The following is a 20,222-nucleotide window of genomic DNA, read 5'->3' on the forward strand; positions in this document are numbered from 1 at the left end:
CTCTTCGCAAGACCAGCCGGCGTTCGCAAGGCATTGTAGGGGCCGGACGGCCCGGCTTCACTAGGAGAAGTCGACCAAGGAGAAGTCGACCAGCCGGCGCCGGGCGGCGGCCGTCGCGGGCGGCGGGCGGGTGCTATGCTCAGCCTGGAGGTGGCCTCATGAAAATTCTGGTAGCGTACGACGGCTCGGAGCCGGCCCGCCGGGCCATGCGCTTCGCGGCCGGGCTCGCCCGCCGGCTGCCCGGCAGCGAGCTGGAGGTGCTCTACGTGGCGGAGGACTTCCGCGTCGCCGGCCTGACCGGCGAACAGTACCTCGACCCCTCCACCTGGGAGCGGCTGGAGCGCGACATGCTGGAGTACGGGCGGAAGGTGACGGAGGAGGCGGCCGCGCTGGCCGAAGAGGCGGGGGTGGAGGCGCTGACCAAGGTCCGGCAGGGCAACGCCGCCGCCGAGATCGTGGCCGAGGCGCAGAGCCGCGGCGTCGACCTGATCGTCATGGGCACGCGGGGCCTCAACGCGCTGGGCGAGATCGTGCTGGGCAGCGTCTCGGTCCGCGTCATGCGCCAGGCCGGCTGTCCGGTGACGGTGGTCCGCTAGTCGGGCTCGCCGGCCAGGCGGCGGAGGTAGAGGTCGATCCAGGCTTCCTCGCGCAGGAGGAGCGCCCGGTCGACGCCGGCCAGGTCGTCGTCGTGCCAGTGGTAGTGCGGAATGCCGTCCGGCCCGTCGTCGACGCCGATGAAGGTGATGGCCGGCCAGCCGCCCAGCGCCGCGGGCAGCGCGTCGGTGGGCAGGATGAGGTTCCGCTGCGGCAGCGGCCGGAAGCCGTCCTCCGTCGCCAGGCGGCCGGCCAGCTCCACCAGCGCGCGGTCGAAGCGGACGTAGCGAAGCATGCCCTCGCCGGCCAGGTAGCGGAAGCGCCCGCCGCCCAGGTTGTCCAGGTTGACGACGCGCGTCCGCCCGGGCGGCAGCTCGGCACGGTGCCGCGCGAGGAAGGCGCGCATGCCCCGCTCGCCCGTCTCCTCGCAGCCGGTCCAGACGAACCAGAGCTCACAGCCCTCCGGCGGGCGGCGCGCCAGCCGCTCGGCCAGGGCCAGGGCGAGGGCGCTGCCCGAGCCGTTGTCGTTGGCGCCGGGCACGTAGCGGCCGGCCAGCCAGCCCTGGAGGAAGGGGAGGAGGAGGACGAGGAAGGCGGCCGGCGCCCAGCGCGCCAGCTCCACCGGCCAGCGCGCGCCGGGCGCCGCGAGCCGTCCCGCGTCGGCCGCCACGATGGCCGCCATGGCCGCGTAGGCCAGGCCGAACCAGAGCGGGAGCCGGGGCCGGAAGCGGGGGTGGAAGAGCCAGCTCCCCTTCTGGGTGTCGTAGTGGGCGCTGACCACCAGGCGGAGCGGCCCCGCCGCGCCCGCCGCCCCGGAGGCGGGGCGGAACGCCACCACATTCTGCGAGCGGCGCGCGCGCAGTACCAGCGACATGTTGAGCCGCGACAGCCCCAGCTCCTCGCCCAGGAGCGGCGCCAGCGCGGCCAGCGCCAGGAGGAGAGCCACCAGCGCCGGGGCTCGCCCGGGGGCCAGCGCCAGCCAGCCCGAGGCCGCCAGCAGGAGCCCCAGCCGCGAGGTGCCCGCGTGGAGCGTGTCCGCCGAGCCGGCGAAGGGCTCCACCGTCACGCGGTAGCCCAGCGCCCGCGCGCGGTCGGCGATCCAGCGCGCCGCGGCCGCCTCCTCCCCGCTGGCCGAGCCGCGGTGGGGGAAGCGCATCAGACCCTCCAGGTACTCCCAGGCGTCCAAGGCCCCGAGCTTCGCCTCCCCGTCCGCCGGGGCGCCGTCCGGCTCGTCAGAAGAGCGGCGGCTGGCCGCTCTCCGGGCTGATGCCCAGGTGTTCCTCGGCCGCCCGCGTCGAGCGGCGCCCCTGCGCCGTCCGCCGCAGGAAGCCGATCTTGAGCAGGTACGGCTCCACCACGTCCGTCAGCGTGTCCGGCTCCTCGTTGAGCGTCGCGGCCAGCGCCGCCACGCCCACCGGGCCGCCGTCGTAGACGCGGATCAACACCTCCAGGTAGCGGCGGTCGAGGGCGTCGAGCCCCGCCTCGTCGATCCCCTCCAGCGCCAGCGCCTGCTCGGCCGCGCGCGCGTCGACGGGGCGGACGCCGCCCACCTGGGCGTAGTCGCGCACCCGTCGCAGGAGGCGGTTGGTGATGCGCGGCGTCCCCCGCGAGCGGCGCGCGATCACCTCCTCCGCCTCCGGCTCCAGCTCCACGCCCAGCAGCCGCGCGGAGCGGGCGACGATGCGGCGGAGCTCCTCCGGCGGGTAGAAGTCGAGATGGTAGAAGAGGCCGAAGCGCTCGCGCAGCGGCGCCGCCAGCAGGCCGGCGCGGGTGGTGGCGCCGACCAGGGTGAAGGGCTGGATGTCCAGACGGACGGTCTTGGCGAAGGGTCCCTTGTCGACCACGAAGTCGACCCGGTAATCCTCCATGGCCGGGTAGAGGAACTCCTCCACCGCCCGCGGCAGGCGGTGGACCTCGTCGATGAAGAGGATGGCGCCCGGCTCCAGGTTGGTCAGGATGCCCATCAGGTCGCCGGGCCGCTCCACCGCCGGGCCGCTGGTCTGGACCAGCGGCACGCCCAGCTCGCGGGCGATGACGTGCGCCAGCGTCGTCTTGCCCAGCCCGGGCGGGCCGTAGAAGAGGACGTGGTCCAGCGGCTCGCGCCGCTCTCGCGCCGCCGCCACCGCCACCCGCAGCCGGTCGACCACCTGGCGCTGGCCGACGTACTCCTCGAAGCTCCGCGGCCGGAGCGAGGCCTGGTAGCGCTCCTCGCCGGGCCGCTCCTCGGGTGAGACCAGCCGCTCGCGCACCCGCTCCTCCTCCTCGCCCGAACGCCCCGCCGGCGGGCCGCGCAGGCCGCGGCCCGCGCGGCCTACTCGCCCGCGCGCTGGCCGGCCTGCCGGTAGGCCTCGCGGACCAGCTCCCCGGCGCTGCGGAAGCGACCTCCGGCGGCCAGGGCGCGCCGCAGCATGGCAACCGCCTCGGCCGGCGGGTGGCCCAGCTGTTCCAGCACCTGGAGAGCTTCGGCCCAGAGTGCGCCCTCGCCTGCCTCGGCCGCCCCGGCGGCCTGCGGCGCGGAGCCGGCGGCCGCCTCGCCCGCGGAGGCCGGGTGGCCTCCCGGGCCCGCCTCGCCCTCTCCGGCCCGCGCGGCCGCGCCGCCGCCCCCGCCGCCCCTCCCGGGCGACGGCCGGCCCGCCGCCGGGCGGGCGACGGCGCGCAGGGCGAAGTCGGCCACGCGGCCGCGCAGCCGCGCCACCAGCTCCGACGCGCGCTGGCGCCCGATGCCCGGCAGGCGGGTCAGCCAGGCCTCGTCGCCCTCCTCGATAGCGCGGGCGATGGCGGCCACCTCGACGCTCATGGCGCGCAGCGCCGTCCGCTGCCCGAGGCCCCCGGCGCCGCTCAGGCGCAGCCAGAAGTCGCGCTCTTCCGGCTCCAGGAAGCCGACCAGCACCGGCGTCAGGCTGGCGCCCCCGACGCCGCCCTGCAGGAAGGCGACGGTGTACAGCTCCACCGTCTCGCCCACGCGCGGCAGGAGCCGGTAGCGGTCGACGGGCGGCAGGCTGGCCTCCAGCACCACCCCGCCCAGGTCGACTAGGGCGCTCTCCTCGCCCACTTCCTCCAGCCGGCCGCGGATGCGCTCGATCACGGCCGCCACGCCTCGACGCGCAGGCTGGCCAGGTGGCAGAGGGCGCAGGCGGCCGCGTCCGAGACGTGATCCGGCCCGAGCCGCCCGGCCAGGCCCAGGAAGCTCTCCACCATGCGCGCCACCTGCTCCTTTCCCGCCGCGCCGCGACCGGTGACGCTCTTCTTGATGTCGGCGGCGGTGTATTCGCTGACGGGCAGCCCGGCGCCGGCGGCGCAGGCCAGGAGGACCCCGCGCGCGTGCGCCAGGAGGAGCGCCGACTGGGGGAAGGGCGAGCGCGAGTGGACCGCCTCCACCGCCACCGCCTCCGGCCGCAGGTCGCGGAGCAGCGCCTCGACGTCGCGCGCCAGCTGCGCCAGCCGCTCGGCCAGCCCGCCCCGGGCGGGGACGCGGAGCGTGCCGCCCTCCACCAGGCGGGCGCGCCGCCCGTCCGGCGAACTCTCCAGGAGCGCGTAGCCCGTCACGCGCAGGCCCGGGTCGAGACCGAGGACGCGCATGCCCTTCCGCCCCCCGTGATCGCTCCACCTTCCCCGGCGGGGGACGGGAATCCTTCCCGGCCGCCCGGGCGACGGCCGGCGGCCAGGAAGTGGCCCCCCCGCGCGCGAACTTCCGCCCGGAGGTGCTGGGCCCGTGGAGGGAACGGAGCACGTGGACGTGGTCATCGTCGGAGCGGGAGCCATGGGCTCCTCGCTGGCCTACCACCTGAAGGCGGGCGGCTTCGCCGGCGAGGTGCTGGTGGTGGAGCGGGATTTGGCGCGGGAGCGGAGCTCCACCGGCCTCTCGGCCGGCGGGGTGCGGCAGCAGTTCGGCACGGCGGTCAACATCCGCCTGGCGCGCGCCAGCGTCGAGTTCTACGAGCACTGGCAGGAGCACGTGGCGGTGGAGGGCGAGGCGCCGGACATCGCCCTGCGCCAGCCGGGCTATCTCTTCCTCGCCGACGAGCGGCTCTGGCCGGTGCTGGAGCGGCGCTACGAGCTCGGGCGGAGCCTGGGCGTGGAGGTGCGGAAGCTCTCGCCCGCGGAGATCGCCGAGCTCCTGCCGGAGGTCAACCTGGAGGGGCTGGTGGGCGCCGTCTACGGCGAACGGGACGGCTTCCTCGACCCCTACGCGGTGATGCGCGGCTTCGAGGCCAAGGCGCGCGAGCTGGGGGCCCGCTTCGTGGAGGACGAGGTGACCGGGGTCCTCCGCTCGGGCGACCGCGTGGCCGGCGTCCAGCTCCGCTCCGGCGGGCGCGTGGAGGCGCCGGTGGTGGTGGACGCGGCGGGCGCCTGGGCGGGCCAGCTGGCCCGCCTGGCGGGCGTGGAGCTGCCCGTCGGCCCGGTCCGCCACACCATCTTCGTGGCGCGCAGCGCCCGGCGCCCGGAGCGGCCGCTGCCCTTCACCATCCTGCCCAGTGGCCTCTACTTCCGGGAGGAGCGGCCGGGCACCATCCTCCTGGGCAAGAGCCTGCCGGAGGATCCGGAGGAGTTCGACTTCACCGCCGACCGGACGCCCTTCGAAGCGCTCTGGCTGGAGCTGGCGGAGCGGGTGCCCCTCTTCGAGCAGCTGCGGCTGGAGCACCTCTGGTCGGGGCTCTACGACATGAACAAGGCGGACGCCAACGCCATCATCGGCGAGCACCCCGACCTGCCCGGCTTCTACGTCATCACCGGCTTCTCCGGCCACGGCATGATGCAGGCGCCGGCCGCGGGCCGCGCGCTGGCGGAGCTGATCCAGCACGGCCGCTTCCTCACCCTGGATGTGGACGAGCTCTCGCCGGCGCGCTTCCGGCAGGGCCGGCTGGTGCTGGAGGAAGCGGTCATCTGAGAGGCGACGGCCCCGCGCCCGCGGGAGCCGGCGGCGGCGACGGGAGGAGGGAGGCCCCGTGGCGGATCTGGAGGCGGTGGAGGAGGTCGCAGCCGGCCTCTACCGCATCGACGTCCTGGAAGACGGCCAGCCCGGCCGGAGCTGCGCCTACCTGGTGCGCGGCAGGGAGGGCGCGGCGCTGGTGGAGACGGGCAGCGCGCCCCAGGTGGAGGTGCTCCTGGACGGCATGGAGCGGGCCGGCTTCGACCCGGCCCGGCTCGACTGGATCTTCGTCACCCACGTCCACCTCGACCACGCGGGCGCGGCGGGGACGCTGCTCCGTCTCCTCCGCCGCCCGACGCTCCTCGTCCACCCGCGCGGCGTCCGGCATATGGTCGACCCCAGCCGGCTCTATGAGAGCGCCCGTTCGGTCTACGGCACGGAGCTCCTGGAGCGGGTCTTCGGCCGCCTGACGCCCGCGCCCGAGGAGCGGGTGCGCGAGGTGCACGAGGGGGAGCGGCTCGACCTGGGCGGGCGGGAGCTCCGCTTCCTGGAGACGCCCGGGCACGCCAGGCACCACGCCTGCGCCGTCGACAGCGAGAGCGCCGGCCTCTTCTCCGGCGACGCGGCCGGCATCTTCTCGCCCGAGCTCTCGCCGGCCGGCGACGACCTGATCCTGCCCACCACCACGCCCAACCAGTTCGACCCCGAGACGATGGCCGCCACCTGCCGGCGCCTGGCCGGCGAGGGGCTGCGTCGCATCTACTACACGCACTTCGGTCCGGGCCGCATCGACCCCGCGGAGGCTCTGGAGCGGAACGCCCGCCTCGCGCTGGAGTGGGCGGAGGTGGGCCGCCGGGCGCTGGAGGAGGCGGGCGTCCGCGCCTCGCGCGACCTGGAGCGGGCCACCCGGGTGGTGGCGGCGGCGCTGCGCGACTGGATCGTCCGCTACGCGGAGGAGCACGGCTTCCTCCGGCCCGACGACGGGAGCCGGCCCATCGCCGTCGACCTGCCGCTGGACGCCATGGGCATCGCCGACTACTGGGCGCGGCGCGAGGCCGAGGCGGCGGCCGGCTGAGGCGGCGGGAAGGCGGAGGCCCTATGCGAAGAGGCACCCCGCGCGGGGGTGCCTCTTCGTCTCCGACCCGGGCCGGCCGCCGGCCGGCCTGGCCGGCCTCACTCCGTCACCGCCAGGAACGGCTCCACCTCCGCGGGGAGCGCCCGCCCGATCCGCCACCAGCGGACGCCCTCGGAGGCGGCCGCTTTCTGCCAGCGTCCGAGGTCGGCCGGGTCGAGGGCGACCAGCAGGCCGCCGGAGGTCTCCGGCGCGGTCAGGAGCACCTGGCGCCACTCCTCGAGGCCGTCCGCGAAGCGGGCGTGCGGCCGGACGTGCGCGTAGCTCTTGTGCGCGCCGCCGGGGAAGACCCAGTCCGCCCCGTACGCCTCCGCGCCCGGCAGCCAGGGGATCGCCTGCGTCTCCACCACGAAGCCGACGCCCGAGGCCTGGGCCATCTCCCAGAGGTGACCGAGCAGGCCGAAGCCGGTCACGTCGGTGACCGCGTGCGCCCCCGCCGCCAGCGCGGCGCGAGAGGCGCCGGCGTTGTGGACCAGCATCGACTCGACGGCCGCCGCCAGGTCGCCCGGCCGGTCCTGCCCGCGCTTGGCCGCGGTGGTGATGACGCCCGTCCCCAGCGCCTTGGTCAGGAGGAGGAGGTCGCCGGGCCGGGCGCCCCGCTTCCTGAGGAGGCGCGCGGGGTCGGCGCGGCCGAAGACGATCAGCCCGTAGGCCGGCTCCTTGGTCTCCACCGAGTGGCCGCCGGCGATGGGGATGCCCGCCTTCCGCGCCTCCTCCGCCCCGCCGCGCAGGATCGCCTGTTTGATCTCCGCCGGCATGTCCGCCGGCAGCGCGGCCAGGTTGAGGGCGAGGAGAGGCTCGCCCCCCATCGCCCAGACGTCGCTCAGGGCGTTGACCGCAGCGATCCGCCCGTACGTCTCCGGATCGTCCACCACCGGCAGGAAGTAGTCGACGGTCAGCACGTAGGCGGTCCCGTCATCACCCAGCCAGACGGCGGCGTCGTCCGGGTCGGCCAGCCCCGAGATCACCCGCGGGTAGGCCTCGGCCGGGAAGAGTCGCCGCAGCGGTTCCAGCATCGCCTCCAGGTCCGACGGACCCGTCTTCGACGCTCAGCCGGCGCACTCCACCAGTGCTGTCAGGTGCGTGAAGTCCCTCGCCATCCTTGCTCACCCCCTTTCGCGGCCGTCGTGCGGAGGGCGCGGGAAGAGGACGAGGCCGGCGACCGGGAAGCCGGCCGCCGGCCGCCCTTCGCCGCCCGGCCCGCCGCCTCTAGCCCGCCACCGCCCGGCGGACGGCGGCCAGAGCCGCCTCGTAGTCGGGATGCTGCGTCACCTCGGGGACGTACTCCACGTACGTCACCCGGTCGTTCCGGTCGATCACGAAGACCGCCCGAGCCTCCAGCCGCGCCTCCGGCATCAGCGTGCCGTAGGCCTCCCCGAAGCTGGCCAGGACGTGGTCGGAGAGGGTGATCACCCGGTCGACGCCGGCCGCCCCGCACCAGCGCTTCTGCGCGAAGGGAAGGTCCATGCTGACGGTCAGGATGACCACGTCCTCGCCCAGCGAGGCCGCCTCCTGGTTGAAACGACGCGTCTCGGCGTCGCAGACCGGCGTGTCCAGGGAAGGAACGGCGGCGATCAGCCGCACCTTGCCCGACCACTCGCTCAGGCGGCGCATGGCCAGGCTGTTGTCCTGCACGGTGGCGTCAGGCGCCGTCTGGCCGACCGCCACCGGCTTCCCGGCCAGCTGCACCGGCTTGCCGCCGAAGAGGACCGTATGCTCCGCCATCGCCTCGCCTCCCATCCGAAAGAAATGGCGAGCCGGAGGAAGCGGCGGCCCTCCGGCCGCCGGCTGTCCACTCGCCGTTTCCATCATAGAGAGTCGCTGGCAGGCGGCCAAGCCGCCGCCCCGCGCGGCCGCGTCCGCTCGCGCAGCAGGCGGAGGAGCTCGTCGGGCCCGCGGGCGATCAGCTGGGCCCCGGCCCGGCGGAAGAGCGCCTCGGCGCGCTCTCCCGGCGCCCCGCCCAGCACCCCCGCGAAGAGGAAGCGCGGCTCGCCCGCCCCGGCCGTGCGCGCGTAGTTCCGGACGGTCCAGGCGTCGTCCACGTTGTCGCCGGCGAAGACGGCCACCTCGACGCCCAGCGCGCGCCCGGCGGCGCGGAGCCCCTCCGGGTCGGGCTTCCTCCAGAGGTCGCCGGTGATGACGGCGCCCGGCCTCATCCGACCCGCCAGCCCCGCCCGCTCCAGCGCCAGCTCCGTCTCGCCGCCCGAGATGCGGCCCGTATAGAGCCCGTAGCGGAGCCAGGGCGGCAGGAGCGAGGCGTCCAGGCGCGGCCGCTCGCGCTCGCAGAGACCGGGCCCCCGCCACTCGCGCGCCGGGTAGCCGAACATGGCGGCGCAGCGCTCGCCGGCGTAGAACTCGCCGCAGAGGCGGTCGACCCGCCCGCCGTCGAAGCTCGCCTCGAGCCGGCCCATCCGCTCCGCCTCGGAGCGCTCCGCCAGCCAGCGCCACTCGGCGGCCAGCCCGCCGCCGCCCGCCTCGATGCCCCGCGCCAGCTCCTCCAGGGAGGGCGCCGCCCGCCGCAGCGCCGCCGTCCCGGCGGCGCGGGCCCGCTCCGGCTCCCCGGCCGCCTCCTCCAGGCCGATCGCCTTCCAGAGAAAGAAGAGGACCGCGCCCCGCGTCAGCGCCCAGTCGCTGTTGAAACCGCCGGCCGCCTTGAAGAGCGCCGTCTCCTCCGGCTCGATCAGCCGCCCCGTCTCCGCCCAGCCGCGGTCGTGGACCAGGACGTACTGCGTCACCTCGCTGATGACGCGCGGGTAGGAGTCCGAGGTGTCCAGAAGCACGCCGTCCACATCGAAGACGACGGCACCCACCCGCCCCAGCAGCGGCACCGCCTCCGGCAGCGCCAGGACGCCCGGCGCCAGCTCCACGTACCGGTCCTCCGCCTCGCTCACCCCGCCCCTCCGCTCCTCTCCACCGGACTGTCGCCCGTCATTCTCGCCCGCCGGGCGACGGCTGGGAAGGAGGAAGGCGCGCCCTCCAGGGCACGCCGCGGCGCGGCCGCATACCATGCCGGTGCGCGCGAGAGGGTGTCAGCGAAGGTGCAACCGCCTGTCGTCGCAGGCGAGCTCCGCCTGCTCGTCGACCTCCTGCTCTTCGCCCTGGCCACCAACGCCGACAACCTGGTGGCCGGCCTCGCCTACGCGGCCCGCGGCATCCGCATCGGCTGGGCGGCCAACGCCGTCATCTCGCTGATGGGCGGCGGCGCCATCGCCGGCGGCGCCCTGCTCGGCTCGCTCCTGGGTGGCCGCCTCTCGGCCGGCCTGGCGGACCGCCTGGGCGGCGCGCTGCTGACGCTCATCGGCCTGGTCTCGCTGGTGCAGAGCGCGGCCCGGCGCCTGCCCGACGAGGGGACGGAGCTCCGCCTCGCCCGCCTGGGCCTGATCGTCCGCATCCTCCGCTATCCGGAGGAAGCGGACCGCGACCTCTCCGGCGGCATCGAGGGCGCGGAGGTCCTCCTGCTCGGCGCCGCCCTCTCCGTCAACAACGTGGCCGCCGGCGCCGGCGCCGGGCTGATGGGCCTGCCGGTCGCGGCCACCGCCCTCGCCACCGCCCTCTTCAGCTTCGCCGCCCTCCTGGCCGGGGTGCCGCTCCTCCGCCTCGGCCGCCGGTGGAGCCTGGCCGCCGAGTGGTCCGGCGCCCTGCTCCTGCTCCTGCTGGGCCTGATCAACCTGATCGGCACTTCCCCCGTCTGAAGCCATGGGATAAACTGGAAATCCGGAGGCGGATCGGGTTGGGAAGCCGGCTACGCCGCCTGGCGGGCGGCCTGGGCCTGGTCGTGCTGGTGGCGGCGGGCCTGCTCTGGTGGTGGCAGAGCGGCAGACCCGCCGCCGGCGGGCGGGGGGAGAGCGCCGTCGGCGAGACGCCGGCGGGGGCGGCCGCGACGGCCGCCGCCGGCAGCGGGACGCGCTGGGAGGAGGGAGGGGCGGCCGCGGCGCCCGCGGAGCCCGCCGCCGAGCCCTCCCCGGCCGCGGAGGGAGGCGCTCCCGCCACCATCCGCGTCCACGTGGCCGGAGCCGTCCGCCGGCCCGGGCTCTACACGCTCCCGGCCGGCGCGCGGCTGGGCGAGGCGGTGGAGGCGGCGGGCGGGCTGAGCGGGGAGGCGGCGGCGGACCTGCTCAACCTGGCGGCGGTGCTGGTGGACGGCGTCCGCGTCACCGTGCCCACGCGCCGGGAGGCGGCCCGTTTCCCGGGCTGGCCCGTCCTCTCCACCGACCCCGGCGCCGGCGCGGAGGGGGCGGCGCCCGCGCCGCCGGCCCGGGCGGGTGGCGGCTCCGGGGCGGGGACGGCCACGACGGGCGGCGCGGCCCTCCTGGACCTCAACCGCGCCAGTGCCGAGGAGCTGGACCGGCTGCCCGGCATCGGCCCCGCCCGGGCGGCCGCCATCGTCGCCCTCCGCCAGGCCCGCGGCGGCTTCCGCTCGGTAGACGAGCTGCTGGAGGTGCGCGGCATCGGGCCGGCCCTCCTGGAAGAGCTGCGGGCGCTGGTCCGGGTCGGGCCGCCCTGAGCCGCACGCGGGGCGGGAGCCGGGCGGCTAGACTGTCGTGGGGGTGGGGCTGTGCGCGGCGAGATCCTCTCGGTGGGGACCGAGCTCCTCCTGGGCGAGATCGTCGACACCAACGCGGCCTGGCTGGCGACGCGCCTGGCGGAGCTGGGCGTGGACTGCCACTGGATCAGCCAGGTGGGCGACAACCCGGGCCGCATCGCGCGCCTCCTGGAGCTGGCGTGGGGCCGCTCGGAGCTGATCGTGACCAGCGGCGGCCTCGGGCCCACCGACGACGACGTGACGCGCGAGGCGGTGGCCGCCTTCCTGGGCGAGCCGCTGGAGGTGGACGCCGCCGAGCTGGAGCGCCAGCGCGCGCTGCGGCGGCGGCTGGGCCTGCCCGCGGGCAACGACCGGCAGGCGCGCCGGATCCCTTCGGCCCGCTTCCTGCCCAACCCGGCGGGCTCCGCCCCCGGCTGGTGGGTGGAAAGGGAGGGGCACCTGCTGGTGCTCCTGCCGGGGGTGCCGCGCGAGATGCGCGCCATGTGGGAGCAGGAGGTGGCTCCGGCCCTGGCTGGCCGGAGCGGCGCCGTGCTCCGGCGCCGCCGCCTGAAACTGGTCGGCATCGGCGAGTCGGCGGTGGCCGAGCGCCTGGCCGACCTGACGCCCGCGGCCAATCCCAGCGTGGCCACCTACGCCAAGGCCGGCGGGGTCGAGGTGCGCGTGGCCGTCAAGGGCCCGGCCGGGGAGGCGGAGGAGCGGCTGCGCGAGGTGGAGGCGGAGATCCGCCGGCGCCTGGGCGAGTACGTCTGGGGCGCCGACGAGGAGCGGCTGGAGGACGTGGTGGCCGCCCGCCTGGCGGCCGCGCCGGGCGACCTGGGGTTGGGCGAGGCCGGGACCCGCGGCCTCCTGGCGGCGACGCTGGCGCCGCTCCTGCCCGAGGTCCGGCTGCGCGCCGTAGAGATCCGGCCGGCCCCGGCGGGCGATCCGCGGGCGGAGGTGGAGCGCCTGGCCGCCGATCTGCGCCGCCGGGCTCCCGGCGCGCGCCTCCTCCTGGCCGCGCTGGCCCGGGAGGCGCGCACGGCGCCGGTCCCCCTGGGCGAGGTGGCGGCGGTGGCGCTCCTCGATCCGGAGGACGAGGAGCTGGCCCGGGAAGCCGTCCGGACCGTGCGCCCCTTCAGCACCGCCGGGCCCGAGCAGGGCGCGGTGCTGGCCGCACTGGACCTGGCGCGGCGGCGGCTCCCCGCCCCCTGAGGGCCGGTGGAGGCTCCGCTGGTCTGGCTGGCCGCCGGCTGGGCCGCGGGCGGCCTCCTGGCCGTGGCCTGGCGGCCCCCGCCCGGCCCGGGAGCGTGGCTGGCCGCGGCGGCCCTGGCCGGCCTCGCGGCCGTCGCCGCCCGCCTGGGCCACCGAGGGCCGGCGCTGGCCCAGGCCGCCGCCGCGCTGGCCCTCCTCCTGGTCTCCTTCCGGCTGGGGCCCGAGCCGCCTGCGGGTGCCGGACCGGCCGCGACGGGCGGCTGCGCCGCCGCGCACGTGGAGGCGACCGCGCAGGCCGCCGGCGGCGGTCTGCGGGCGGTCGTCCGCCTGGAGGGCGCCGCGGCCGCCGGCTGGAGCGGCCGCGCCGAGCTCTTCTGGCCGGGCGGGCCGGCGCCGGTGGCGGGCGAGCTCTGGCAGCTCTGCGGGAAGCTTCTCGTGCCGGCGGGAGCGGACAACCCGGGAGGGTTCGACCCGCGGTGGGAGCTGGCCGCGCGCGGCGTGCGCGCGCGGCTGGAGCCCGAGGGCCGCCCGCGCCGGCTGGCCGCCGCGCGCGGACCGGCGGCCCTGCGCGCGGCGCTGGAAGGCGGCGCCCGGGCGGTGCGGCGGGCGGCCGTCGACCGCCTGGATCGCTCGCTGCCGGCGCCCGAGGCGGCGGTTCTCGCCGCCCTTCTGCTGGGCGAGCGCGCCGGACTCGACGCCGGTCTGCAGCGCGCCTTCCAGCTGACCGGGCTGGTCCATCTGCTCTCCGTAAGCGGTCTGCACGTGGGCTTCCTGGTCCCCTGGCTGGAGCTCCCCTGGCGGCAGCGCGGACTGCGCGCCCGCTGGCTGGGCCTGGCCGCCGGCCTGGGCGGCTACGCGCTGCTGGCGGGCGGAGAGGCGCCGGTGGAGCGGGCGGTCTGGATGGCGCTGGCCGTGCGCGGCGGCGGCGTGCTGATGCGGCGGCCGCACGCGCCTTCGGCGCTGGCGCTGGCCTTCCTCCTGGTCACCCTGGCGAGGCCGGAGCGCGCGGGCGAGCTGGGGGTCCAGCTCTCGTTCCTGGCCACGGCCGGTCTCCTCGCCCTGCGCCCGCTCCTTGGGCGCGGCGGCTGGAGGCGGCTCCACCCCCTTCCCCGGGGGCTTCTCCAGGCGCTTCTGGTCTCGCTGGCCGCCCAGGCGGCCATTCTGCCGCTGCTCGTCGACCGCTTCGGCCGCGCCGGACCCTGGGGGCCGCTGCTCAACCTGGCGGCCGGCCCCCTGGTCGCCCTGCTCCTCCCCGCGGGTCTGGCCGGCCTCCCGCTGGCGGCCCTCCACCCGGCGCTGGCGCCGGCGCTGGCACCGGCCGGCCTCCTGGCGCACCTGCTGCGCCGCCTGGTGGAGGCGGGCGCGGCGCTGCCCGGCGCGGAACGGCTCCTGCCGCCCCCCGGCTGGGCGGCGCTGCCCTGGTACGGCGCCCTGGCCGCCCTGGCGGCACTGGTCGGCGGCCCGTCCGGCGGGCCGCGCCGGCGGAGGCTCCTCGCCCTGGCCGGCGCGGGCGGAGTGGCGCTGGCGCTCCTCGCCTGGCTGCCGGCGGCCCCGGCGCCGCCGGAACCGGAGGTGGTCTTTCTGGCGGTGGGACAGGGCGACGCCACGCTGGTGCGGATGCCCGACGGCTTCACCCTCCTGGTCGACGCGGGCCCGGCGCGGGCGTCAGGGACGGCCGAGATCCTGCGCCGGATGCGGGTGCGGCGGCTGGACGCGGTGGCGATCAGCCACGCCGACGCCGACCATGCAGGCGGCCTGCCCGACCTCCTCGGCGCCCTCCCGGTGGGCGAACTCTGGATCGGCGACCCTCCGGGCCCCGGCGACCGCCTGCTGGCCGAGGGAGTGGCGCGGGCGCGGGCGCGGGGCACGCGCCTGCTCCGCCTGGAGGAAGGCTGGGTGGGCCGCCGCCCCGGCCTGGAGATCCGCGCCCTCAACCCGCCGCGCTCCACGGGCCTGGCCTGGGAGCAGAACGACCGCTCGCTCGTCCTCCAGCTCCTCTTCTCCGAGCCCGGCGCGGAGCCGCCGGGCGCCGGGACGGAGCCGACGGCTCCGCCGCCCGCCCTGCTCCTCGCCGGCGACCTGCCCTCCCCGGGCGAGGAGCGGCTGCTCCGGCGCCACCCCGGCCTGCGCGCCGAGCTCCTCAAGGTGGCGCACCACGGATCGGCGGGCTCCACCTCCTCCGCCTGGCTGGCCGCGCTGGCGCCGCGGGAGGCGGTGCTCTCGGTGGGGCCCAACCCGTACGGCCATCCGGCGGCGGCGACGCTGGCGCGCCTTCGTGCCGCCGGCGCGCGCCTCTGGCGGACCGATCGCGACGGGGCGGTCGTCGCCCGCCTGCGGACCGGCGCCTGGCGGCTCTCGGCCGCGCACCCGGCCGCCGAGGCCGCGGAGGCCGCCGCGGCCGGAGGGGGAGGAAGCGGTGGCATAATGGGCGGCGAGGTTCGGGGGAGGTGAGCGCATGGCCCGCGCGCGGCGGGCGCCGCAGGGCGGTGCCGGCGGGGGGCGGGAGCGGCGGCGCGCGAGCGGGGCTCCGGCCCTGGCGGCGCTGGAGCGGCTGCTGGAGGAGATCCGGCGGGACGGCCCGGCGCCGCTCTACCTGGCCTACGGGCCGGAACGGCGGCTGGTGCGCCGCCTGGAAGAGGCGCTCCGCGAGGCGCTCGGCCTGGAGGAGCCGGGACTTCGTGCGGTGGGCCTGCGCCGCCTCGACGGACGCCAGTTGGGCCTGGGCGAGGTGGTGCGCCAGGCGCGCTGGCTTCCCCTGGGCGCCGGGCGCCAGCTCCTGGTGGTGGAGGAGCCGGCCTGGTTCGAGGGCACGCCGTCCGAGGCCGAGCTGCGGGCGCTGGAGGCGTACCTGGACGAGGCGCGGCCGCCGGCCGCCACCGTGCTGCTCCTCGAGCCGGCCGGCGAGCCCGACCGGCGCCGGCGGCTGGCGAGGCTGGTGGAGGAGCGCGGCCGGGTGCTGGCGGCCGCGCCGCTGGGGGAGGCGGAACTGGCGGAGGCCGCGCGCGACTGGGGCTGCCGTCGGGGGCGGGCGATCACGGCCGAGGCCGCCCACCTGCTGGCCCAGGCGGCGCCGGGCGGCCTGGAGCAGCTGCTGGGCGAGCTGGAGAGGCTGGACGTCGCCCTGGAGCCCGGGGAGGCCGTGGACGCGGCGGCGCTGGCCCGGGCGGGCTCGCCGGCGGCGCAGGCGTCGGTCTTCGAGCTGGTGGACGCGGTGGTGGAGGGAGCCGCCGGCCGCGCGCTGAGCCTCTTCCGGCGGCTGCGGAGCGAGGGGGAGGCGCCGGCGCGCCTCCTGGCGCTGGTGGCCCGCCAGTTCCGCCTGATCGGGCAGGTGCGCGCCCTGCGCCGGGGCGGCGAGGAGCCGGGCCGGCTGCCCGGCCTCCATCCCTACGCGCTGCGCAAGGCGGAGGCGCAGGCGCCCCTGGTCGACGAGGATCGGCTGCTGGCCGCGCTGCGCGCCCTGGAGGAAGCCGACCTGTCGGTCAAGACGGGCCGGAGGGAAGAGACGGAGGCGGCGGAGCTGGCGCTGGCCCGGATCGCCCTCAGCTCGCCCCGCCGCGCTGCTGGAGGAACTCGTTGAACTCGCGGGTCATGCGCGACTTGCGCCGCGCCGCCGCGTTGGGGTGGAGGATGCCCTTTCTGGCGACGCGGTCCAGGACCGAGACCGCCTCGCGCAGCTTCGCCTCCACCTGCGCCCGGTCGCCCGTGGCGAGAGCCTCGCGGAAGCGCCGGATGGCCGTCCTGGCGCGCGAGCGCCCCGCCTTGTTGCGGAGCGTCGCCTTGCGCGCCAGCTCGATCCGCTTCTTCGCCGACTTGATGTTGGCCAAAGCACGACTCACCTCGCTTCCCGCCAAAGCCCGCGCGGCATTCTAACAGAGCCTTCCGGCCCCGGCAAGGCGCGGCGGGCGCCGCGGTATAGGCGGCCGTGGCGGCGGGGAGGCTATGGGCCGTACCGGGAGGTGCCAAGGCCCATGCTGGGAATGGTCATCCGTTTCGTCGTCTCGGCGGTCGTGCTGCTGGTGCTGAGCGCCATCCTGCCGGGCTTCACCATCCGCGGCTTCTGGAACGCCCTGCTCGCCGCCGTGGTCATCGCGCTGGCCGGCTTCGCCATCGAGTCGGCGCTGGGGGAGAAGAGGAGCCCCTACGCGCGCGGGATCGTCGGCTTCCTCGTCGGCGCCGTCGTCATCTGGGGCGCCCAGTTCGTCGTGCCGACCATGCACGTCTCCATCCTGGGCGCGCTCCTGGCCAGCCTGGTCATCGGGCTCGTCGACACCTTCGTCCCCACCGAACTCCGCTGAGAGCGGCGCACCCCTCCCGGGGGCCCGGCGGCGCGGCGACCCCAGGCCGGTCGCCCGGCCCCTTCCCGGCATGACCTGTCCCACCGGCGCATAGCCTTGCGCCGAGGGGGATGGGGCATGGCGTGGAAGCGTCTGGCGGTCATCGACCTTCGCCGTCGCGGCAGCCTGGGTGCGGCGGCGCGGGTCCTGCCGCCCGGCCGTCGGCGCGCGCCGCGCCGGCGAAGGGGGGGCGGCGGGGGCTTCCTGGCCTGGCTCCTCTCGGTGGTCGCCGCGGCGGCCATCCTGGTGGCCGCCGGCCCCGCCGTCGGCCTCCTCCCGCAGCCCAGCGCGCTCCTGGGTGGACCGGGGTCGCTGGCCGCTCCGGAGGGGACAGGCTCCCCCGGGCTCTCTGCCGCTCCGGGGGTCAGCGAGCCGGCGCTCTCCCCGGACGTCCGCCGGGCGCCCGCCTGGCTGGAGACGCTCACGCGCCTGGGGCTTCCCTTCCTGGACGCCTTCGACCGCGCGGGACGCCTCCTCTGGCGACCGGACCAGCTGCTGGACTGGGCGGTCTGGCTTCTCGGCGGCTTCCACCCCAGCCGTCCCGTCACCGCCCTCTACGTCCAGGTGCCCGCCATGGCCGAACTGGACCCCGAGCAGCTGACCCAGCAGGCGCCCGAGATCCACCCGCCGCTCCGCCCCGCCCCGCGCCCCGACGTCAGCCGCGTGGCGCCCCCCTCGCCCGTCCAGGTGCCGTCGGCGCCGGTGGTGCTCATCTACCACACCCACGCCAGCGAGTCGTTCTACCCGGCGCTGGGCGCCTCCGTCCCCGGCGGCCCCTTCACCCAGGACACGAGCAAGAACGTGGTGGCCGTGGGCGACGAGTTGGCCGCGCAGCTGCAGGAGCGGTACGGCATCCCGGTCCTCCATCTGCGCACCATCTTCGACGCCGGAGGAAGGGACGGCGCCTACGCGGTCAGCGAGGCGGGCGTGCGCGCGGCGCTGCAGAAGTACCCCTCGGTGCGGGTGCTGATCGACCTCCACCGCGACGCCGCTCCGCGCCAGGCGACCACCACGCTGGTCGGCGGGAGGGCGACTGCGCGGCTCCTCTTCGTCTGGGCCACCGGCACCGCCCAGCTCCCCAACCCGTACGCGGCCCAGGACCGGGCCTTCGAGGACGCCCTGGCGCGGGCGGTCCTGGCGGCGGCGCCCGCCGACGCGGGCAGCCCCTCCATCGTCCGCCAGCTCTCCGACGGCGACTCGGACCCGCTCACCTTCGCCGCCCAGGCCCGCTACAACCAGCACCTCCTGCCCCATTCGGCGCTGGTGGAGGTGGGCGGCCAGGAGAACACCCTGCCCGAGGAGTTCCGCGCGGCCGACCTCCTGGCCCGGGCCATCGCCCAGGTGGTGCGCCAGGAGGGGCTTCTCGCCCCGGCCGGCGGCTAGGCGGAGGGGTTCGCCCGGGCGCCCGGAGCGTGCCCGCCTTCCCGTATACGCGCCCGCCTTCCCGTATAGTGGGGAGCTGGAGACGGGGGAGGCGGTGGCGGGCGCAGATGAAGCGGATCCGGAACTTCTCGATCATCGCCCACATCGACCACGGCAAGTCGACGCTGGCCGACCGGCTGCTGGAACGGACGGGGACCATCCCGGCGCGGAAGATGGTCGACCAGGTGCTCGACCAGCTGGAGCTGGAGCGCGAGCGCGGCATCACCATCAAGGCGCAGGCGGTCCGGCTGCTCTACCGGGCGCGGGACGGCGCGGAGTACGAGCTGAACCTCATCGACACGCCCGGCCACGTCGACTTCGCCTACGAGGTCTCGCGCGCCCTGGCGGCCTGCGAGGGGGCGCTTCTGGTGGTCGACGCCACGCAGGGGGTGCAGGCGCAGACGCTGGCCCATCTCTACGTGGCGCTGGACCACCACCTGACCGTCGTGCCGGTGATCAACAAGATCGACCTGCCCAGCGCCGACCCCGAGCGCGTCAAGGCGCAGCTGGAGGAGCTGGGCTTCGAGCGCGACGAGGCGATCCTGGTCTCGGCCAAGCTGGGCATCGGCGTCGACGAGGTGCTGGAGGCGGTGGTCCGGCGCATCCCGCCCCCGCGCGGGAGCTCGGAGGAGCCGCTCCGGGCCCTGATCTTCGACTCCAAGTTCGACGCCTACCGGGGTGCCATCGCCTACGTCCGCCTCTTCTCGGGGCAGGTGCGGGTGGGCGACCGCGTCCGCCTGATGCAGCGCGGCACGGTGGGCGAGGTGGGCGAGGTGGGCGTCTTCACGCCCGCCCTGACGCCGGTGGAGCGGCTGGAGGCGGGCGAGGTGGGCTACCTGGCCGCCGGCATCAAGAACATCCGCGAGCTGGGCGTGGGCGACACCATCACGCAGGAGGAGCGGCCGGCCGCCGAGCCGCTCCCCGGCTACCGGCCGGCGTTGCCCATGGTCTTCGCCGGCCTCTATCCGGTGGAGGCGGAGGACGTGGACGACCTGCGCGAGGCGCTGGAGAAGCTGCAGCTGAACGACGCAGCGCTCTCCTTCGAGCCGGAGAGCTCGGCCGCGCTGGGCTACGGGTTCCGGTGCGGCTTCCTGGGGCTCCTGCACATGGAGGTGGTGCAGGAGCGGCTGGAGCGCGAGTTCGGGCTGGAGCTGATCACCACCGCCCCCAGCGTCGCCTACCGCGTCCGGCTGAGCGACGGGACGGAGCAGACGGTGGAGAACCCGGCGCGGCTGCCCGACCGCTCGCGCATCGCGGAGATGGCGGAGCCCTGGGTGCGCGCGGAGATCTTCACCCCGGCGGAGTTTGTCGGCCCGGTGATGGAGCTCTGCCACGATCGCCGCGGCAGCTTCGTCACCATGGAGTACCCCGACGCGCAGAGGGCGCGCCTGGAGTACCGCCTGCCGCTGGCCGAGATCATGTTCGACTTCTTCGACGCGCTCAAGTCGCGGACGCGCGGCTACGCCACGCTGGACTACCGCTTCGACGGCTGGGAGAGCTCCGACCTGGTCAAGCTGGAGATCCTGGTCAACGGCGAGCCGGTCGACGCGCTCTCGGTCATCGTCCACCGCTCGCGCGCGGAGGAGCGCGGGCGGGAGCTGGCCCAGCGGCTGCGCGAGCTGATCCCGCGCCAGCAGTTCGAGGTGCCCATCCAGGCGGCGGTGGGCGGGCGGATCATCGCCCGCGAGACGATCCGCGCGCTGCGCAAGGACGTGCTGGCCAAGTGCTACGGGGGCGACGTGACGCGGAAGCGGAAGCTCCTGGAGAAGCAGCGCGAGGGGAAGAAGCGGATGAAGCAGGTGGGGCGCGTCGAGATCCCGCAGGAAGCCTTCCTGGCGGTGCTGGGCGCGGCGCCCCGGGAGGAGCGCTCTTGAGCGACCTTCCGGCCGCGCCGGCGGCGGAGCCGGCGCTCGGGCTCTACGTCCACGTCCCCTTCTGCCACCACCGCTGCACCTACTGCGACTTCGTCCTCGTCCCGGCGCGGGCGGCGCTCCTGGAGCGCTACCTGGCGGCGCTGGAGCGCGAGGCGGAGGCGATGGGCCGCCTCCTCGCCGGCCGCCCCGCCGTCAGCCTCTACGTGGGCGGCGGCACGCCCTCGCTGCTCTCGCCGGCGCAGATCGACCGCCTCTTCGCCCT

Annotated in this window: 20 protein-coding genes; 12 read left to right on the plus strand and 8 right to left on the minus strand. The window is 76.6% G+C overall.

Annotated features, from left to right (window positions below):
• The first annotated feature begins 158 nt into the window (after window positions 1–158).
• Window positions 159–596, plus strand: a complete 438-nt coding sequence (locus K6U79_06535; GenBank protein MCL6522019.1) for a universal stress protein — start codon at window positions 159–161, stop codon at window positions 594–596.
• Here the strand turns inward: K6U79_06535 and K6U79_06540 are convergent.
• The 4 genes from K6U79_06540 to K6U79_06555 form a co-directional block, all read right to left on the minus strand.
• Window positions 593–1,780: a Zn-dependent exopeptidase M28 gene (locus K6U79_06540; protein MCL6522020.1), complete on the minus strand. Its 1,188-nt coding sequence runs from the start codon at window positions 1,778–1,780 to the stop codon at window positions 593–595. The genes K6U79_06535 and K6U79_06540 overlap by 4 nt on opposite strands.
• Before the next feature lie 46 nt (window positions 1,781–1,826).
• Entirely contained in the window at window positions 1,827–2,843 is a 1,017-nt protein-coding gene (gene ruvB / locus K6U79_06545) for a Holliday junction branch migration DNA helicase RuvB (protein MCL6522021.1), read from the minus strand.
• Between the two features lie 62 nt (window positions 2,844–2,905).
• Complete coding sequence (locus tag K6U79_06550; protein ID MCL6522022.1) at window positions 2,906–3,679, minus strand: hypothetical protein; 774 nt, start codon at window positions 3,677–3,679, stop codon at window positions 2,906–2,908.
• Window positions 3,676–4,173 carry a crossover junction endodeoxyribonuclease RuvC gene (locus K6U79_06555; GenBank protein MCL6522023.1) on the minus strand — a complete coding sequence of 166 codons (498 nt, stop codon included), beginning with the start codon at window positions 4,171–4,173 and terminating at the stop codon, window positions 3,676–3,678. The genes K6U79_06550 and K6U79_06555 overlap by 4 nt, the downstream gene beginning before the upstream one ends.
• A 133-nt stretch (window positions 4,174–4,306) precedes the next feature.
• Here K6U79_06555 and K6U79_06560 point away from each other — a divergent pair, with 133 nt between their 5' ends.
• Window positions 4,307–5,482, plus strand: a complete 1,176-nt coding sequence (locus K6U79_06560; GenBank protein ID MCL6522024.1) for an FAD-binding oxidoreductase — start codon at window positions 4,307–4,309, stop codon at window positions 5,480–5,482.
• Between the two features lie 58 nt (window positions 5,483–5,540).
• A complete protein-coding gene (locus K6U79_06565) occupies window positions 5,541–6,539 on the plus strand; it encodes an MBL fold metallo-hydrolase (protein MCL6522025.1) in 999 nt (332 codons plus the stop codon).
• A 98-nt stretch (window positions 6,540–6,637) separates the two neighbouring features.
• Here K6U79_06565 and selD read toward each other — a convergent pair whose 3' ends face one another.
• From selD to K6U79_06580, 3 genes are all read right to left on the minus strand, one after another.
• Entirely contained in the window at window positions 6,638–7,696 is a 1,059-nt protein-coding gene (gene selD / locus K6U79_06570; protein MCL6522026.1) for a selenide, water dikinase SelD, read from the minus strand.
• Between the two features lie 109 nt (window positions 7,697–7,805).
• Complete coding sequence (gene tpx / locus K6U79_06575) at window positions 7,806–8,321, minus strand: thiol peroxidase (protein ID MCL6522027.1); 516 nt, start codon at window positions 8,319–8,321, stop codon at window positions 7,806–7,808.
• 83 nt (window positions 8,322–8,404) lie between these two features.
• Window positions 8,405–9,487 carry a hypothetical protein gene (locus K6U79_06580; protein MCL6522028.1) on the minus strand — a complete coding sequence of 361 codons (1,083 nt, stop codon included), beginning with the start codon at window positions 9,485–9,487 and terminating at the stop codon, window positions 8,405–8,407.
• A gap of 147 nt (window positions 9,488–9,634) precedes the next feature.
• Here K6U79_06580 and K6U79_06585 point away from each other — a divergent pair, with 147 nt between their 5' ends.
• Genes K6U79_06585 through holA form a run of 5 tightly spaced genes read left to right on the plus strand, consistent with a single transcriptional unit; the run spans window position 9,635 to window position 15,907 of the window.
• Complete coding sequence (locus K6U79_06585; protein ID MCL6522029.1) at window positions 9,635–10,288, plus strand: hypothetical protein; 654 nt, start codon at window positions 9,635–9,637, stop codon at window positions 10,286–10,288.
• A gap of 38 nt (window positions 10,289–10,326) precedes the next feature.
• Window positions 10,327–11,100, plus strand: a complete 774-nt coding sequence (locus K6U79_06590) for a helix-hairpin-helix domain-containing protein (GenBank protein ID MCL6522030.1) — start codon at window positions 10,327–10,329, stop codon at window positions 11,098–11,100.
• A 51-nt stretch (window positions 11,101–11,151) separates the two neighbouring features.
• Window positions 11,152–12,330 (plus strand): competence/damage-inducible protein A, encoded by a 1,179-nt coding sequence (locus tag K6U79_06595; protein ID MCL6522031.1) that lies wholly within the window; start codon window positions 11,152–11,154, stop codon window positions 12,328–12,330.
• Window positions 12,331–12,336: 6 nt separating this feature from the next.
• On the plus strand, window positions 12,337–14,781 hold the full coding sequence (locus tag K6U79_06600; protein ID MCL6522032.1) for a ComEC/Rec2 family competence protein: 2,445 nt from the start codon (window positions 12,337–12,339) through the stop codon (window positions 14,779–14,781).
• Window positions 14,782–14,785: 4 nt separating this feature from the next.
• Entirely contained in the window at window positions 14,786–15,907 is a 1,122-nt protein-coding gene (gene holA / locus K6U79_06605) for a DNA polymerase III subunit delta (protein MCL6522033.1), read from the plus strand.
• On the opposite strand, the gene rpsT is transcribed toward holA, so the two are convergent.
• Window positions 15,870–16,154 (minus strand): 30S ribosomal protein S20, encoded by a 285-nt coding sequence (gene rpsT / locus K6U79_06610; GenBank protein ID MCL6522034.1) that lies wholly within the window; start codon window positions 16,152–16,154, stop codon window positions 15,870–15,872. The two genes, holA and rpsT, sit on opposite strands and share 38 nt — an antisense overlap.
• A 144-nt stretch (window positions 16,155–16,298) precedes the next feature.
• On the opposite strand from rpsT, the gene K6U79_06615 reads away from it, so the two are divergent.
• From K6U79_06615 to K6U79_06630, 4 genes are all read left to right on the plus strand, one after another.
• A complete protein-coding gene (locus K6U79_06615) occupies window positions 16,299–16,625 on the plus strand; it encodes a phage holin family protein (GenBank protein MCL6522035.1) in 327 nt (108 codons plus the stop codon).
• Between the two features lie 117 nt (window positions 16,626–16,742).
• Window positions 16,743–18,047, plus strand: a complete 1,305-nt coding sequence (locus tag K6U79_06620; GenBank protein ID MCL6522036.1) for a stage II sporulation protein P — start codon at window positions 16,743–16,745, stop codon at window positions 18,045–18,047.
• Between the two features lie 107 nt (window positions 18,048–18,154).
• A complete protein-coding gene (gene lepA, locus K6U79_06625) occupies window positions 18,155–19,960 on the plus strand; it encodes a translation elongation factor 4 (protein ID MCL6522037.1) in 1,806 nt (601 codons plus the stop codon).
• Window positions 19,957–20,222 (plus strand): coproporphyrinogen III oxidase family protein (locus K6U79_06630; protein MCL6522038.1); only part of this gene is annotated, 266 nt, incomplete at its 3' end. The genes lepA and K6U79_06630, both read left to right, overlap by 4 nt.

The sequence above is a fragment of the Bacillota bacterium genome (genome assembly GCA_023511835.1).
Taxonomy (GTDB): domain Bacteria; phylum Bacillota; class Sulfobacillia; order JAIMAT01; family JAIMAT01; genus JAIMAT01.